The following is a 15923-nucleotide window of genomic DNA, read 5'->3' on the forward strand; positions in this document are numbered from 1 at the left end:
CCTCCATGAATTACCAAAAAGAATACCAGCTTTTCGCTAAACGAGTTAGCGCTTCCAAATAAAAGTAGTCGCCCCAAATCATGCATTCATCGACTCCTGTATTTGTTTTTTTATCATAGACACCATGAAGCAATAGGCCGTTCGACTCTGGTCGTAAAACTGTTGTATACTTTTCCGCTAATGCTTGTAATAGTTCTAGCGCAACCTTTTCATAATAGCCATGTTTTTCATCATTTAATGGAAGCTGACGAGATAATTCTAGTAAGCCACATGCAGCAATTGCAGCAGATGAGCTATCACGTTCTTCTTCACTCCCTTCATTGAAAATTAAATCCCAGTAACAGATTTTGTCTTCTGGTAATTCTTGAATAAAGTAATCAGCAACATTTTTTGCTGTTTCCAGAAAACTACTATCTCCTGTATATAAATAACTTAACGTAAAGCCGTAAATTCCCCAGGCTTGGCCGCGAGCCCAACAAGAATCATCTGAGTATCCTTGCTGCGTCTTACCGTATAAAGCTTCGCCTGTTTCCGTATCAAAATAATACGTATGGAACGTGGTGTGATTTTCTCGCACAATATATTTTTGTGTTTGTTTCGCATGATTGTAGGCAGCTTCATAATACTCTTGCTTGCCAGTCATTTTTGCTGCAAAGTATAATAATGGTAAGTTCATTAAACAATCAATAATCATTCTGCCTCGTTGCTCTGGATCGTCTAAATTCCCCCAAGCTTGAATAATCTTGGCTTTTGGTGAATAACGTTTCATTAATAAGTCCGCAGCTTGCAAGGCCATTTCTTTTGAGGCCTCATGACCATTGACTTGATAATCGGCAATGGCTGTTAAAATATACAAAAAGCCTATATCATGTGTTTCCAGCTCAATTTGTTCATCCAAGCGATGTTGAAAAGAAGCCATCTGTGTGGTAATCACTTCATCGAACTCTGTTGAATTTGTTAATTCCTTTGCTAAAAGTAACATTCCTGGCCAAAAGCTGGCCGTCCAGTCAATATTTTCTTCAGGATAATAAATTTGATTTAAACTTGCCGCGGGTGGAACTAATTCTTTAAATGTCTCTAAATTTCCTCGAACTTTGTTTAAAGCAAAACTGATTTGCTTCGGCAACCACTCAATCTGTCCATTTTCTGTCATTGTGTATTTCTCCCCCTAATTCCCCAAAATTACAACTTTTTCTTCAACTAAAAGCTGATTTTCTTTTAACCTAACTTTAACTGGCTCAATTTGTTCATTCGGTAGTACGCCTGTCACCAATGAAATTAAAAGATGTTTCCCTTTCGACAAGTTTGCTTTCAAATATGGCAACTCCGTTAATGGATAAAGTAAATTTGTATTCGGTTCTGTTCGAATAATCGCAGCTTCAGAAAAACCGTTGATATTTTCTACTTTTGACACACCTTTTGCATTTTTTACCTCAGCCATTTGATCAGAAACACAAGTGACCTTTTCATCGAAGAGCGGGATTGAGAAGCCACCTTCATAAGCCACTAATGCACGTTGTGCCTCAATTTCGTGGATCCGTAAATGCTGGCCTTCTAATGGTACAATTGTCGTTTTGATTGCTACATCGGACCAAGGATGCCATTGATGAATGATACGATCATCAAGAATTTCGCACTGATCATCTAATCCTTTCGTGCGGAAATAGTGGTCGTCTTCAGCTAAAGCCAAGCAATTATCATAAGCACCTTCGTAATACCAATAATCACTCTTTATAGTACTGAAACCAAAATGGGAAGAATAAACAAATTTACTATATTTATCATGCGCATGAGCTTGATAATTAATAAATTGTCCCGCTGGAAACATTAAACCATGTGTCCCTGCATCATTTACTTGATAGTAGTTCCGACTTTCTGGTGAAGGTAAGTGTTTTTCTGGAAAGCTAATAGGCTGTGTTTCTGCTTGCCAATAAGGATGATCTTTTGGAACCGCTAACAAAATGAATGTTTTAAAGGCCCAATAAGGTGAACCAGGACCATTATAGCCTTCGGCAAAGACCATATTTTGATAATCATAACCTACCGACAATAATCCATCTGTTGTAAAAATATCTTTGTTCATCCATTGATGAAGATGTCGGCTGATTAGACCTTTAATCTCACCCCACGGCAATGCTTCAACATCTGCAAAAACTAAAGCACTAAAAAATGACACTTGAGCAAAACGATACGTTAAGCTACGTCCGAAGGGAATCGCTTCTCCTGGCTGAGTAAACCAATATTTAAACTCTTGCGCGAACAAAGTTGCTCGTTCCTTCATAATAGCCACTCTTGCGGTATCTTCCGGGGCAAAACGACAATACAATAAACTATAATAATGAATAGCGAAAGAAACATAATAATCAACTTGTGTCTCGACTCCGTCATAATACCAACCATTACCGACATAAAAACGATCAATTACAGCCAAATCAACAGCAATCTGTTCTTTTGAATATGGCATTTCACAATGTTTCATCGCTAAATTCAACAACACTCTAAAGAAATGCCAATTATTTGGCGGAATAATGTTTTCATTGGCTTGTATCAGCCAACTGTGTAAATTGTTTTGCTGTTCTTTTGTTAACTGGTCCCACGTTTTTTCTTTGTTTAACAAAAGAAATGTACTTAATGCTGCCATCTCAACAATCAATTGATCATAATCTTTTGTTTTCCCCCAATAAGATGAACTCTCAGGATCGGTTCCTTCGATAATTCCCGTTAGAAAGTCATTCAAATACTCACTTTCATTTTGCGTTACATAAGGACCTAGTCCCCATAATGGTCGTAAAAATGCCTCCGCATCACGTGTCCCTTTAGAATAAACCGTTCCGTGTGTCCCTAAATCCAGATGACCTTGATACTCTCGATCAAAAAACAATTCCAGTGGCGCTAATAAATCTTCAAATCCTTCTGCAACTTCTTCGTATGTTTCAAAAGGATTCTGTCTAATTCGTGGCTGAATCATGATTCTCCTCACTTTCAATTAATGTCCCTTTCAAAAAGCCGTAATATTCTCCGTAAACTGTCACTTCGTCACCAATCTTCAATTTTTTCTTTTGCTCATTAAAAACTTGATATTTACTAGAACCACTTTTCAAAATAAAACGATCACCTTTTTTTATTAAACTGGAACGACTGTCACTCTCAACAATCTCCCCTTTCAAAGAAATATATTCATTTAAACGAACGTCACCATTTTGTAATTCTGTTTCTGAATAAGACTGTGCCGTTTCCTTTAGATTTTGAAGAGATTCTTCATCAAATTTTTTTTCACCAGATTTACAACCTGTTAAAGCAAGTAAAATTAGTAAAAAAAGTGAAAATCTTTTCACTAAACCACCTTCTCCATCGAATTAAAGCGCTTTCTTTGACTTTATAGTATATTTTTTTAGTCAAAAAATCAATAGTTTTTGCTAAAAAAAAGTAAAAAAAGCTTTTTCTTGCTTTTTTTTACTAAAAAGAAATATACTATATGCTATAATAGTACTTGAGAAGGAGGCATTTAGAATGGCAACTATCACAGATATCGCAAAAGTCGCGAATGTTTCAATTTCAACTGTATCGCGAGTTCTGAACTATGATCCAAACTTATCCGTTACAGAGGAAACCAAGCGAAAAATTTTTGAAGCAGCAGAAACCCTGAATTATACGAAATATAAAACTAAAAATAAAAACAAACAGCAGGAGCAACTGACACCTAACCTTTCCGTACAAACAGCTCCGCAAGAGCCTTCGATTGCCGTCGTTCAGTGGCGTTCAGATGACGAAGAACTAACGGATATTTACTATATGTCGATTCGCTTAGGCGCTGAAAAACGGGCCGAAGAATTAGGTTACAATATTCTCAAAGTTTCTCAATTGGAACAACATAACCTTCAAGGGATTGATGGCATTTTGGCAATTGGCAAATTCACTCAAAAGACGTTACAAGAGTTGCAGCAACTACATCCAAATCTTTGTGTAATTGGCAGTAATTTCCCACTGGAAGAATTTGATTCTGTAAATACTGATTTTTATCAAGCAACCGAGATTGCCTTAACCCATCTTTTGGAATTGGGCCACGAAAAAATTGCCTTTATTGGTGCCGAAGAAAGCGAAAATATGTATGGTTTCCGTCGCTATAAAACACCGACAACCAACGCTTATCTTGACATTATGCAGCATTATCACTTGTTTAACGAAGATTATTTTATCTTAAAAGAAAATGGCATGTTGGATGTCAAAACGGGGGAACAATTGACAGAAGAAGCGTTAGAAAAATGGGGAAATGATTTACCTACTGCGATTCTTGCTTATAATGACGCCTTTGCAATCGGTGTGATACATACGTTAGCCGCACACGGTATAAAGGTTCCTGAAGAAATTAGTGTTATGGGGATCAATGATATCTCTATTTCTCAATATGTCTCACCGCCTCTATCCTCTGTCCATGCCTTTACTGAAGAAATGGGCGAGACAGGCATTAATTTATTGCACAAACGAATTCAAATGCCTAGCATTCCTCGTAGAGTCCTGTTAAACACAGAATTGGTTGTCCGCCAATCGACAACTAGCCCACGCCAGAAATAAAAAATAAGGACCGCTCCTATAAAGGAACCGTCCTTATTTTTTATTTGTTTTGACCAAATAATTCAATTTGTGTTAATGCTGGAAATGGTGATGGTTCATCTGCTTGAATTAACTCTGTTAGTATCACCCACTCCACTGCCCGTTTCGCAAAGGTAAAGCTCTGGTGTTGCTCAGTCTTAACAGTTTTAAAAACTTCATGTGTACCGTCGGAAAATTTTAAAGTCACTTGTTGCCAATAATTATCATGAGGAAAGTCCGCTCGTAATGTTAAGATCACTTTATCCAACAAGACTTCACGCCCAAATTCAATTTTTAATGCGGCATCTAATTGCTGATTAATCCCCCATGATTGATAAGGATACGGCCCATGATAAAGATTAGCAAAGGTACCGTCAATCGCATTGCAAGCAAAAAAAGTGGCATCATTTCGCGTTTCCACGTTGGCAGATGCATGAGGATACGCACCAGTAAAATGTTGTAAATCATGTGGATTTAACGCCCAATTACGATAACTCTTAATTTCTTCTTTAGTGGCAATACGCACACTTATATAAGGTTTCTTGGTTTCAAAACGATACGCTGCTCGCGCTTCGATAGCGTTTTCATTTTTTGTGATTGGAAACGTCCATTTTTGTTCTGGAACATAAATCAAACTGCTGTCAAGCGTAGCATCTAACTTCACCATTAAATAAGTATTGGGCGTATCTAAACAAACTTGAATCACATCGCCGTCTTGTAATTGACAATCCCGAGCAGCTAAACAAACAAAATCTTTTCCTGTAATAGTTAACTCTTTCAAAGAATCTGAATCATCTATCTTAGCTTTTCTAACTTCTTGTTCTTGATTTAAAATCGATAATGAAATACACGTCATATGCTTCCCTCCTAGTTTTACCTTTATTATATATTATTTTAGTAAATTAATCTATTTTTTACTAAAATAATGACTAATTAAAGCATAAATGTTTAGATCAAAAAAATAAAAAGGATTTTCTTAAAAGTCTTCTTTTGTTCAAACTGATTATCTTAAGAGTTAAAAAGTGGGACATAAGTTGAGCCGACCCCCAAAAGTTAGATTTCTAGGTCTAACTTTTGGAGTCGGCTCAAGTCGAAATGACTAATGTCCCACTTTCAATAAAAAAGAATAAATTTATGGTTGTTTCTGATTATCTTCATGACTTATATTACAACAAACATTTTCACTTAACCAAGCTTATTTTAGATAAGTAAAGAATTATTATATATTATTTTGTTAACTTTTCAATAAATATCTTTTCATTTTTATTGATTTTAATAACAAACTCCTTATAAGACTCCACATCATTTGGAATAGTTAGTCCACATTTGATAATTTTGATATCTTCTCGCGGAAAAACATTTTTCTCATATGTTATTCCCTGATTCATTTTTAGCTGAACATTATTTTCTTTGCTTTCATCTGGATATAAGTAAAAGCCTTTTCTTGCCTCAAATCTAAACATATACGCAAGAACTTGTAAATAATCCTTATTTCCAATATTCCCTCTTGGTTTATATTTGGCATCAGCAATTACTCTATTAGCAGAATTTTTGCTAATAAAATCTGGATAAATCAAACCAATCTTCCTGGAGTTAGACGAAAATAGTCGTTGAGCTCCCTGACCACCTTTATTCATAGGATGATAAAAATCAGTATGAATCAAGGAATTTACATACTCTTCCCATAGCCAAGCACCGTCGAAAAGGACTCCATGAACTTGGCTCATTCCAGACCCAAGTTCATGTCTCTCTTCTTGTAAAATCAAGATACACAGTCTTTGTAAAGCTCGATACTCATGATAATATGCATGAATTATTGGTTTTTTCTTGTTCTGTTGGATAATCTTTCTCTTGTCTTGTATAGTATACTTTCCAGTTGCTGCAACAACAGAACTCACCTCGTCTTTTACCTTTCTAAGTAGCATATTTCCATAAGGCTTACGTTTAATAAACTCAATTGTATGTCGGAGTAGTTCCATCACGTAGTTATCATAAGAAAATTCACGCTGTTTATATGAAATATTCCCAATAAATGGTGTATTTTTCTTAATATGTCGTGAAATATTAATTGTTCCTTTAATATGGTCATCATTGTATTCGTTACAAGTATATTTTTTGAAAGTACCTTTCCTCATTGCTTTTTTTAAATAATATGGAAATAAGTATAATAATAAATTCAGCAAACGTTTCTCTTTATTTACATTTGTGCTAAGTTTTAATACATTAGGAAAATCCAGTACTTTTTCAAGCATATATTGTATGAAGTAATCTTGCTGATTAGAATTAAAACGAGACTCAATAACTAATCTCTCATTTCCATATCCTAAAAAACCCATTACATTAGTCATAGCGTAGTAATCATTGATACTCCGTAGTACCATCTGATCCTCTGTGATGTCTGTTGCTTCTTTCAATAATTCAGGAAATATAAATACTCCTTCTTTTTCAAGTTGTTCCAATGTTTTATCAGCAATTAGATTCACAATATTTTTTACAGGTGCAAAGTCTTCTTTCAGATTCATTGTATTATCTTTAACTGTCAATATGTTCATTTTTATCACCTATCGTTGACAAGTATCCATACGCTTGCGCAAATTTTTTCAAGATACGTTCTTCATCATATATCCCACGAATATAGTCTTGAAGTAATGGTGATAAATAGTCTGTCCATAATTGATCAAAGCTTATTTTTTTGATTTTCAAGAAATATGATGCTCCAATGTAATAATTTTCATTTAGTTCAGCTACTTCAGAAATTGCAGTATTCAGTGATTCCATCCGCTTAATGGATTCTTTCTTAAGTTCTTCACCTAAACTTTCCAACATTTCTAATCTATCTTCTGCTCTAATTTCAATAAAACGAAAGCGACGACGCATAGCAAAATCAAAGGTATCAACCGAGCGATCGATATCATTCATAGTTCCTATAATATATACATTATCAGGAATTGAAAATTTTTCATCCGGATTCTCATGTAGATTTGCATATTGGGTCGCAACTTCTCCCACACTTCCTCTATAACCAGGATCGATCGCAAAGAAAAGCTCACCAAAGATTTTAGAGACCTCTCCTCGATTAATTTCATCAATGATAAAGATAAAAGGTTTTAGTTCCTCGTGTTCGACAACTACTTTTTTTGCTTTAAAATTTCTTGCCTTTAAATCCCTAAATATTGCCAAATCGTAAGAGTACCCCTGCGTTCCATTCTGTTTATTGAAAAAAGCAGTAACATCTCTAACCTTATTAAAATTTTCCCCTGATTCAAGCATTTCAAGTAATTCATTTTTATTGAGTTTTAGGGACTTAACTGTTGGATTATCTGGAATAGAAATCTGAATATGCGTTTCATTAACATTCATGATATAAAATTTAGTCCCACGAGTGGTATTTAATTCCTCTATACCAAATTCAATATCTGACAGATAATCATTCAGAAGTTCCAAAGCTGATGCTTGTTTTGCAATTAACTCTATATTTTTCTTTGAGTTATTAAAGTTTTTTTGCGCTTTTTTTATAAACTTAGTAAAAATTCCATCTTCCAACTGAAAATTCATTGAACCATCTTCGTTTGGTTTAGGACGTAATCCTTCAACAAAATCAGAATAATCATAACTTGGATGGAATTGAACAAATTCAATTTGTTTTTTTTGCTCATCGTTCAATAACGTATAATCACAAAAATAACCATTACTTATAATATCTGTAGCAATTTCTTTAGCAAGATATGATTTACCTGTCCCTGGTGCACCACGAAAAATCACATTTTTTGATTCAATTAGAGCATTTGAATATGAGCTATGATAATCTTTAGATTTTTGCTTTACTTCAATAGATTCTATCTGTTGTTCATTTTCTATTTGTTCTTTTTCTTGATATATGAGCACAAATTTATCATCCTTCTTACCAAAACGTTTTAAACATTCCTGAACGAATAAAATAGTAGAAAAAATATTCCAAGAATAAAAAACAAACTTTTTTTCTTCAGAAACATTATAAATCAAATATTCAATGGAATTTCGATGTTGCTTAAATACATCAACACTCGGAAAAATACCACGAATTATTTCAGAATCCCATTTATACTGGCAAATCGGAAAACTTTCTTTTTCATCTGTAGATAGCCTTGTTAACTGACTTTCAAACACCTGACAAGCAATTCGAGGTAACGTTTGATTGGAGCTATTTCGCTCCTTTTTCTCACGTTTACGGATAATTTTTTTGCCATTCGCTTTTTGAAAATATACATCCAATGGTTTATAATTATCACCTATATATAAATTATTCATTGTAAATCTTTCATCAGTAGATATTACATTTTCTGAACTAATAACTAATTCAAACTTTTTTTGTTTCTGATTAATCATGAAATTTAATCTCCTCAAATAATTTTTTCACACAATAACAGACAAACGTAATGACTCTCTTTTACTTTCTTCTCTTACTTTACAAAATACATTATATCATGAAATATACGTTTAAATATGAACTATAATGTAAGTCAAATATTCCTATAAAACCTCACACAAAATCTTTTTTTAATACTAAACTAAATAGGAGGATAAACTTTATAAGTTTATCCTCCTATTTTAGTATTTTTTTAATAGGTCTATAATCCTTCCAAGATAATAATTTTTTTGCTCAATCCACAAATAATCACACTATGCTAAAAAATATCATCTTAGACAATAGTTACATTTCAATCAATACACATATTATTCTTATTTTTTCTGATCATCTTCATCCATTTTCAGAACCGCCATAAAGGCTTCTTGAGGAACTTCCACGGATCCAATTTGTTTCATCCGTTTCTTCCCTTCTTTTTGTTTCTCTAACAATTTACGTTTACGAGAAACATCGCCACCATAGCATTTAGCCAGTACGTTTTTGCGTAAGGCTTTAATATCTGAACGAGCCACAATTTTTTGACCAATCGCCGCTTGAACTGGGACTTCAAACTGTTGACGTGGAATTAGTTTTTTCAGTTTCTCAACAATCGCTTTACCACGCTCAAATGCGAAATCTCGGTGAACAATAAAGCTTAAAGCATCCACTTTTTCAGCATTTAATAGAATATCCATTTTCACTAGGCGGCTGGTACGATAGCCAGCCATTTCGTAATCTAAGGATGCATAGCCTTTTGTACTTGATTTCAATTTATCGAAAAAGTCAAACACGATTTCAGATAACGGAATTTCATAAACTACGTTTACACGATAATCGTCTAAGTAATCCATTGTAATGAATTCGCCACGTTTACGTTGTGATAATTCCATTACTGCTCCTACATAATCGTTTGGCACCATGATTTGCGCTTTAACATAAGGTTCTTCCACAGATTCAATCGTTACTGGTTCTGGAAATTCAGCCGGGTTGTCAACAACAACGGTTGTTCCGTCAGTTTTATTAACGTGATAGATTACAGACGGTGCTGTTGTAATTAACTCTAAATTAAATTCTCGTTCCAAACGTTCCTGAACAACATCCATGTGCAGCAAACCTAAGAAACCACAACGGAAACCAAACCCTAAAGCTTGCGATGTTTCTGGTTCAAATTGTAACGCCGCATCATTTAATTGTAATTTTTCTAATGCTTCCCGTAAATCATTGTAGCGCGACGTATCAATTGGATATAAGCCACAATAAACCATTGGATTCATTTTGCGATAGCCTGGTAGTGCTTCTGCTGCTGGATTGTCGGCCAAAGTCACTGTATCCCCGACCCGTGTATCTTGAACCGTTTTAATGCTAGCGGTGATATAACCCACATCACCAACCATTAAATAATCACGAGCAATTGGTTTCGGTGAAAAAACGCCGACTTCTGTTACATCAAACGTTTTACCGTTACTCATCATTTGGATTTTATCCCCAGGACGAACGACACCGTCAATTACACGGATGTTTAAAACGACCCCCCGATAACTATCGTAAATAGAGTCAAAAATCAAAGCCTTTAAAGGAGCCTCAATATCGCCTGATGGAGCTGGTACATACTCCACCACTTGTTCTAAAATATCTTCAATCCCAATCCCTGCTTTTGCACTTGCTAAAACAGCTTCCGATGCATCAATTCCAATTACGTCTTCAATCTCTGTCCGAACACGCTCTGGATCAGCGGCGGGTAAATCAATTTTATTAATAACAGGTAAAATTTCTAAGTCATTATCCAATGCCAAATAGACATTTGCTAGCGTTTGCGCTTCAATTCCTTGCGCTGCATCAACAACTAGAACAGCCCCTTCACAAGCTGCCAAGCTACGAGAGACTTCATAGGTGAAATCGACGTGTCCTGGTGTGTCAATCAAATGGAAAGTATAGGTTTCACCATCTTTGGCTGTATAGTTTAATTCAATTGCGTTTAATTTGATGGTAATGCCGCGTTCTCTCTCTAAATCCATTGAATCAAGTAATTGATCTTGCATTTCTCGACTGCTAACTGTATTTGTTTTTTCCAAAATCCGGTCGGCTAAAGTTGACTTCCCATGGTCAATGTGGGCAATAATCGAGAAATTACGAATTTTCTCTTGTCTTGCTTTCATTTCTTTATTGTTCATTTTTTGCCTCATTTCTTTTAAGAAAAGCTAGCTCCCTGCTAGCTTCATCAATCAATTGTTATATTTTAGTTGCCTTTTTTATCAAATTATCATGTTTAAAGGTCTAGGATAATCAGCACTTTTCATTATACCAATTTTTGAAGAAGATTTAAAGCACTTCCCTTTTATTCTTTTGGTTTCGAAAGGCTAACAGAGTTTCGAAAAATTTGGTATACTAAAAATAGTAAATTTATTGGAGATGGAAAAATGGATGAACAAGAATTTCGAAAGCAACTGACCTTAAAGCCTGTTGAGGAAGAACACATTGATCAATTTAATGAACTTCTTTCCTATGTTTTTCAAGTGACTGAAGCAGATATTGAAGAAAGTGGTTTTGAAAACAAACGCGCATTTATCAAATCAAAACAACCGATTTTAGAACTTTCAAAAGTATTTGGCTGGTTTCACGAAAATCAATTAATTTCACAAATTGCTATCTATCCATGCGAAGTCAATATCCATGGTGCTTTGTATAAAATGGGCGGCGTTACTGGTGTCGGTACCTATCCTGAATATGCCAACCACGGTTTAATGAAAGACTTGATTCAAACGGCATTAGAAGAAATGCGCCAAGATAAACAGTGGATTTCTTATCTTTTCCCTTACAACATTCCTTATTACCGACGTAAAGGTTGGGAAATCATGTCCGACAAGTTATCTTTTAAAATTCGGGATACGCAATTACCAAAAACCGTTCCTGTTCCAGGAATGATTGAACGGTTAGCTGTCGATCACCCAGATGTCTTTGATGTCTATGCGCGATTCGCTCGTCAAAATCACGGCGCGCTCATTCGTAGTGCCTTCAACTGGGAAGAATATTGGCGTTTCGAAAACGAGGAAGAACGGACTGCTGCTGTCTATTATGGTGCCAATCAAGAACCTTTAGGAGTACTTTTCTATTGGGTGGCTGATGAAGTATTTCATATTAAGGAAATGTTTTACTTGAACCAAGAAGCCCGAAATGGCTTGTGGAATTTTATTACTGCGCATTTTTCGATGGTTTATTGGGTCAAGGGCGATATCTATAAAAACGAACCACTAGCCTTTCTTTTAGAAGACAGCCAAATTAAAGAAAGCATTGAACCCTATTATATGGCTCGAATTGTTGATGTCAAAGCCTTTTTAGAAAACTTTCCTTTTGAAAGTACAGCTAAGCCATTCCATTTTGTCGTTAAAGATCCTGTCGCTGAGTGGAATAATGGTATTTTTGGCTTAATTTGGGATGAAAATGATCAAGTGACCATTACGGATGAACCTCTAGGCACCGCCGTTCACTTAGATATTCAAACACTAACTTGTTTAGTCATGAATTACCGACGCCCTTCGTACTTACATCGAATTGAACGTATTGATACAGATAAAGAAACTTTAAATTCTTTGGAACGGATTTTTCCTGACCAAGAAGCTTATTTCAGTGATTATTTCTAAACCCTTGGATTGGAGACAGACAAATGACAAAAATTTATTTTGCAGGACCTTTATTTTCGCAAGCTGACTTACGTTATAATGCCTATTTAGTCGAACAAATTCGACAATTGGATAAAACAATCGATCTTTATTTACCACAAGAAAATGCGGCGATTAACGACAAATCTGCTTATGCCGATAGTAAAATGATTGCCTTAGCAGATACAGAAAACGTCCTTGCTAGCGATTTATTGGTTGCTTTATTAGACGGTCCAACCATTGATGCGGGCGTAGCTTCCGAAATTGGTGTTGCTTATGCCAAAGGAATCCCGGTGGTTGCCCTTTACACAGACAGCCGCCAACAAGGTGCTGATAATCACCAAAAGCTTGATGCTTTGAACGAAGTCGCTGAAAATCAATTCCATTATTTAAACCTTTATACAGTTGGTTTGATTAAATTGAATGGTCGGGTTGTTTCTTCAGAAGAGGATTTGTTGGAAGAAATTAAGCAACGATTGTCATAATAAAAAAGAACGAGCGAATTCGCTCGTTCTTTTTTTATACTTCTTCTATTGGTTCATTTTCAAAAACTAATTGATTGTCTAATAGACTAATCGTGACTTTTGTTTTTGGCATTACTCGACCAGAAACAATTTCTTTTGCTAATGGTGTTTCGACTTCACGAGTAATGAAACGTTTTAACGGACGAGCTCCATAAGCTGGCTCATACCCATTTTCAGCAATCCATGTTTTAGCTTCATCAGTGATTTCCAACACAATTTCTTGTTGCTCTAAACGATGAGCAAGTTGTGCGGTCATTTTACCAATGATTCCTTTCACATTATCCAAGCTCAATGGTGTAAATAAAATAGTATCATCAATTCTGTTTAAGAACTCTGGTTTAAAGTGTCCTTTTAGAATATTCATGACTTGATTTTCAACTTCTTCTGGAATTGTTCCTTCAGGTGTCACACCTTCCAATAAAAGCTGAGAGCCGATGTTACTTGTCATAATTAAAACTGTATTTTTAAAATCAACGACCCGACCTTTAGAATCTGTCAAACGACCATCATCTAAAACTTGTAATAAGATATTAAAGACATCTGGGTGCGCTTTTTCAATTTCGTCTAATAAGACAATTGTATAAGGGTTTCGACGAACAGCTTCTGTTAACTGGCCACCTTCTTCATAACCAATATAGCCTGGAGGGGCACCAACCAAACGAGACACGGCATGTTTTTCCATGTATTCACTCATGTCAATCCGTACCATATGATCTTCAGAATCAAACAAATCTTCAGCTAAAGCTTTAGCAAGTTCTGTTTTACCAACACCAGTTGGTCCTAGGAAAAGGAACGAACCAAGTGGGCGATTTGGATCTTGTAAGCCTGCTCTTGAACGAATTACCGCATCACTAACAGCATCGACGGCTTCATCTTGACCAATCACACGTTTGTGTAATGTTTCATTCAGTTTCATTAATTTTTCTCGTTCGCCTTCAACTAATTTTGTCACAGGAATGCCAGTTAAACGACCGACCACTTGCGCAATTTCGTTTTCAGTAACCGATTCTTGTACCATTTTGACGTTATCTTTAGCGTTCTTTTCTTCCAATTCTTTCAATTCATGTTCTAATTGCGGAATTGTTCCATGACGCAAAACAGCAGCTCGTTCTAAATCATAATTATTTTCAGCATCTTCTAATTCGTGTTTTGCTTTATCAATCTCTGCACGTTTGTTGGAAACCGCATTAACTTCTTCTTTTTCCGTTTCCCATTGCATTTTCATTGAGTTGGCTTCTTCACGCAAATCTGCTAATTCTTCTTGCAAGTTGGCTAACCGTTTTTTACTTGCATCATCTGATTCTTTTTTCAAGGCCGCTTCTTCAATTTCTAGTTGCATTAACCGACGTGTTACTTGATCGAGCTCTGTTGGCATCGAATTCATTTCCACTCGAATCGTTGCGCTTGCTTCATCGACTAAGTCAATCGCTTTATCTGGTAAGAAACGATCAGTAATATAGCGATCGGATAAAGTAGCGGCAGCAACTAAAGCATTGTCATGAATATTCACGCCGTGGTGAATTTCAAATCGTTCTTTTAAGCCACGCAAAATAGAAATTGTATCTTCTACTGTTGGTTCTTTGACTAATACTTTTTGGAAACGACGTTCTAAGGCTTTATCTTTTTCCATATATTGGCGATATTCATCAAGCGTTGTGGCACCGATTAAATGCAATTCACCACGTGCTAGCATCGGTTTTAATAAATTCCCAGCGTCCATACTGCCTTCAGTTTTACCAGCTCCGACGATATTATGAATTTCATCAATGAATAAAATGATTTTGCCATCACTTTTTTTCACTTCTTTTAAAACAGCTTTTAACCGTTCTTCAAATTCGCCACGGAATTTTGCTCCCGCAATTAAGGCACCCATATCTAAAGAAAAAATGGTTTTATCTTTTAAGTTTTCGGGAACATCTTTACGAACGATTCGTTGTGCTAATCCTTCAACAATCGCTGTTTTACCAACACCTGGTTCACCAATTAAGACTGGATTATTTTTAGTTTTTCTTGATAAAATCCGAATAACGTCACGAATTTCTTCGTCACGACCAATGATTGGATCTTGTTTTCCTGCTTTTACTTGTTGTACTAAGTCAACACCGTATTTTTCTAGTGCTTTATATTGTTCTTCCTGGTTTTGAGAAGTCACACGATCTCCTCCTCTCATCTCTTCAATATTTTTTCTTAACTCTTTTTCCGTAATGCCTTGTTGCATTAAATATTTTGTTAAACGATAATTTTTCAATTTCATTAAAGCTAAAAGTACAATTTCGGTTGATAAAAATTCATCTTGGAATTCTTCTCGAAGTGAATCAGCTTCTTGCAATAAATGGAACAAATTTTGACTTAAATTTTGACCATATTGCACATTACCGCCCGCCACACTTGGATATTCATCTAACGCGTTATCTACTTCTCGTTCAAATGCGTCAACATCTAAACCAGCATCTGTGTAAAAATTACGTCCAAAATGGTTTGGTTGAAGAAAAATTTTCCATAAATGGGCGATATCAATTTCTTGATGTTGCCGTGTCACCGCAACTTTTTGAGCTTCAGCAATCGCCTCTTGAAGCGTGGTTGTCATTTTTTCAATATTCATAAACGATCCCTCCCGTTTATTATTTTGTCTTTTTTATTTTAACATTCTTTACAATTATTATTATCCGACTTTTGATGGATTTCTTCAAAAGTTAAGGTATTCGTAAACCTTATAAATTTATTATACCCCATTGGTCAGTAAAGGTCAATAAATAAATTGACCTTTTT

The 15923-nt window shown here is 35.4% G+C and carries 11 protein-coding genes; 3 read left to right on the forward strand and 8 right to left on the reverse strand.

Annotated elements, in window-relative coordinates:
- Positions 1–10: 10 nt before the first annotated feature.
- The 3 genes from IGM04_RS09035 to IGM04_RS09045 are packed head-to-tail and all read right to left on the reverse strand — an operon-like array spanning position 11 to position 3335.
- Positions 11–1153 (reverse strand): glycoside hydrolase family 88 protein, encoded by a 1143-nt coding sequence (locus tag IGM04_RS09035; RefSeq protein ID WP_010820968.1) that lies wholly within the window; start codon positions 1151–1153, stop codon positions 11–13.
- 15 nt (positions 1154–1168) lie between these two features.
- Positions 1169–2968 carry a DUF2264 domain-containing protein gene (locus IGM04_RS09040; protein WP_086318069.1) on the reverse strand — a complete coding sequence of 600 codons (1800 nt, stop codon included), beginning with the start codon at positions 2966–2968 and terminating at the stop codon, positions 1169–1171.
- Positions 2949–3335 carry a hypothetical protein gene (locus IGM04_RS09045; RefSeq protein WP_002415769.1) on the reverse strand — a complete coding sequence of 129 codons (387 nt, stop codon included), beginning with the start codon at positions 3333–3335 and terminating at the stop codon, positions 2949–2951. Before IGM04_RS09045 ends, IGM04_RS09040 begins: the two co-directional genes overlap by 20 nt.
- Positions 3336–3510: 175 nt before the next feature.
- Between IGM04_RS09045 and IGM04_RS09050 the strand changes: the two genes are divergently transcribed.
- Positions 3511–4572, forward strand: coding sequence for a LacI family DNA-binding transcriptional regulator (locus tag IGM04_RS09050; protein WP_002356832.1), 1062 nt, complete (start codon positions 3511–3513; stop codon positions 4570–4572).
- Between the two features lie 40 nt (positions 4573–4612).
- On the opposite strand, the gene IGM04_RS09055 is transcribed toward IGM04_RS09050, so the two are convergent.
- The 4 genes from IGM04_RS09055 to lepA form a co-directional block, all read right to left on the reverse strand.
- Positions 4613–5446 (reverse strand): hypothetical protein, encoded by an 834-nt coding sequence (locus IGM04_RS09055; protein WP_086318068.1) that lies wholly within the window; start codon positions 5444–5446, stop codon positions 4613–4615.
- 370 nt (positions 5447–5816) lie between these two features.
- Positions 5817–7142, reverse strand: a complete 1326-nt coding sequence (locus IGM04_RS09060; RefSeq protein ID WP_002407154.1) for a 5-methylcytosine restriction system specificity protein McrC — start codon at positions 7140–7142, stop codon at positions 5817–5819.
- Complete coding sequence (locus IGM04_RS09065) at positions 7123–8955, reverse strand: AAA family ATPase (protein WP_086318067.1); 1833 nt, start codon at positions 8953–8955, stop codon at positions 7123–7125. Before IGM04_RS09065 ends, IGM04_RS09060 begins: the two co-directional genes overlap by 20 nt.
- Positions 8956–9309: 354 nt before the next feature.
- Positions 9310–11145 (reverse strand): translation elongation factor 4, encoded by a 1836-nt coding sequence (gene lepA / locus IGM04_RS09070; RefSeq protein WP_002362155.1) that lies wholly within the window; start codon positions 11143–11145, stop codon positions 9310–9312.
- A 246-nt stretch (positions 11146–11391) separates the two neighbouring features.
- Between lepA and IGM04_RS09075 the strand changes: the two genes are divergently transcribed.
- Entirely contained in the window at positions 11392–12612 is a 1221-nt protein-coding gene (locus IGM04_RS09075; protein ID WP_002356813.1) for a GNAT family N-acetyltransferase, read from the forward strand.
- Between the two features lie 23 nt (positions 12613–12635).
- Positions 12636–13115, forward strand: coding sequence for a nucleoside 2-deoxyribosyltransferase (locus IGM04_RS09080; protein ID WP_002362157.1), 480 nt, complete (start codon positions 12636–12638; stop codon positions 13113–13115).
- Positions 13116–13149: 34 nt separating this feature from the next.
- Here the strand turns inward: IGM04_RS09080 and clpB are convergent, their stop codons facing one another.
- A complete protein-coding gene (gene clpB / locus IGM04_RS09085) occupies positions 13150–15756 on the reverse strand; it encodes an ATP-dependent chaperone ClpB (protein ID WP_002362158.1) in 2607 nt (868 codons plus the stop codon).
- Positions 15757–15923 lie beyond the last annotated feature (167 nt).

Source organism: Enterococcus sp. DIV2385 (genome assembly GCF_051711925.1).
Classification (GTDB): Bacteria; Bacillota; Bacilli; order Lactobacillales; family Enterococcaceae; genus Enterococcus; species Enterococcus faecalis.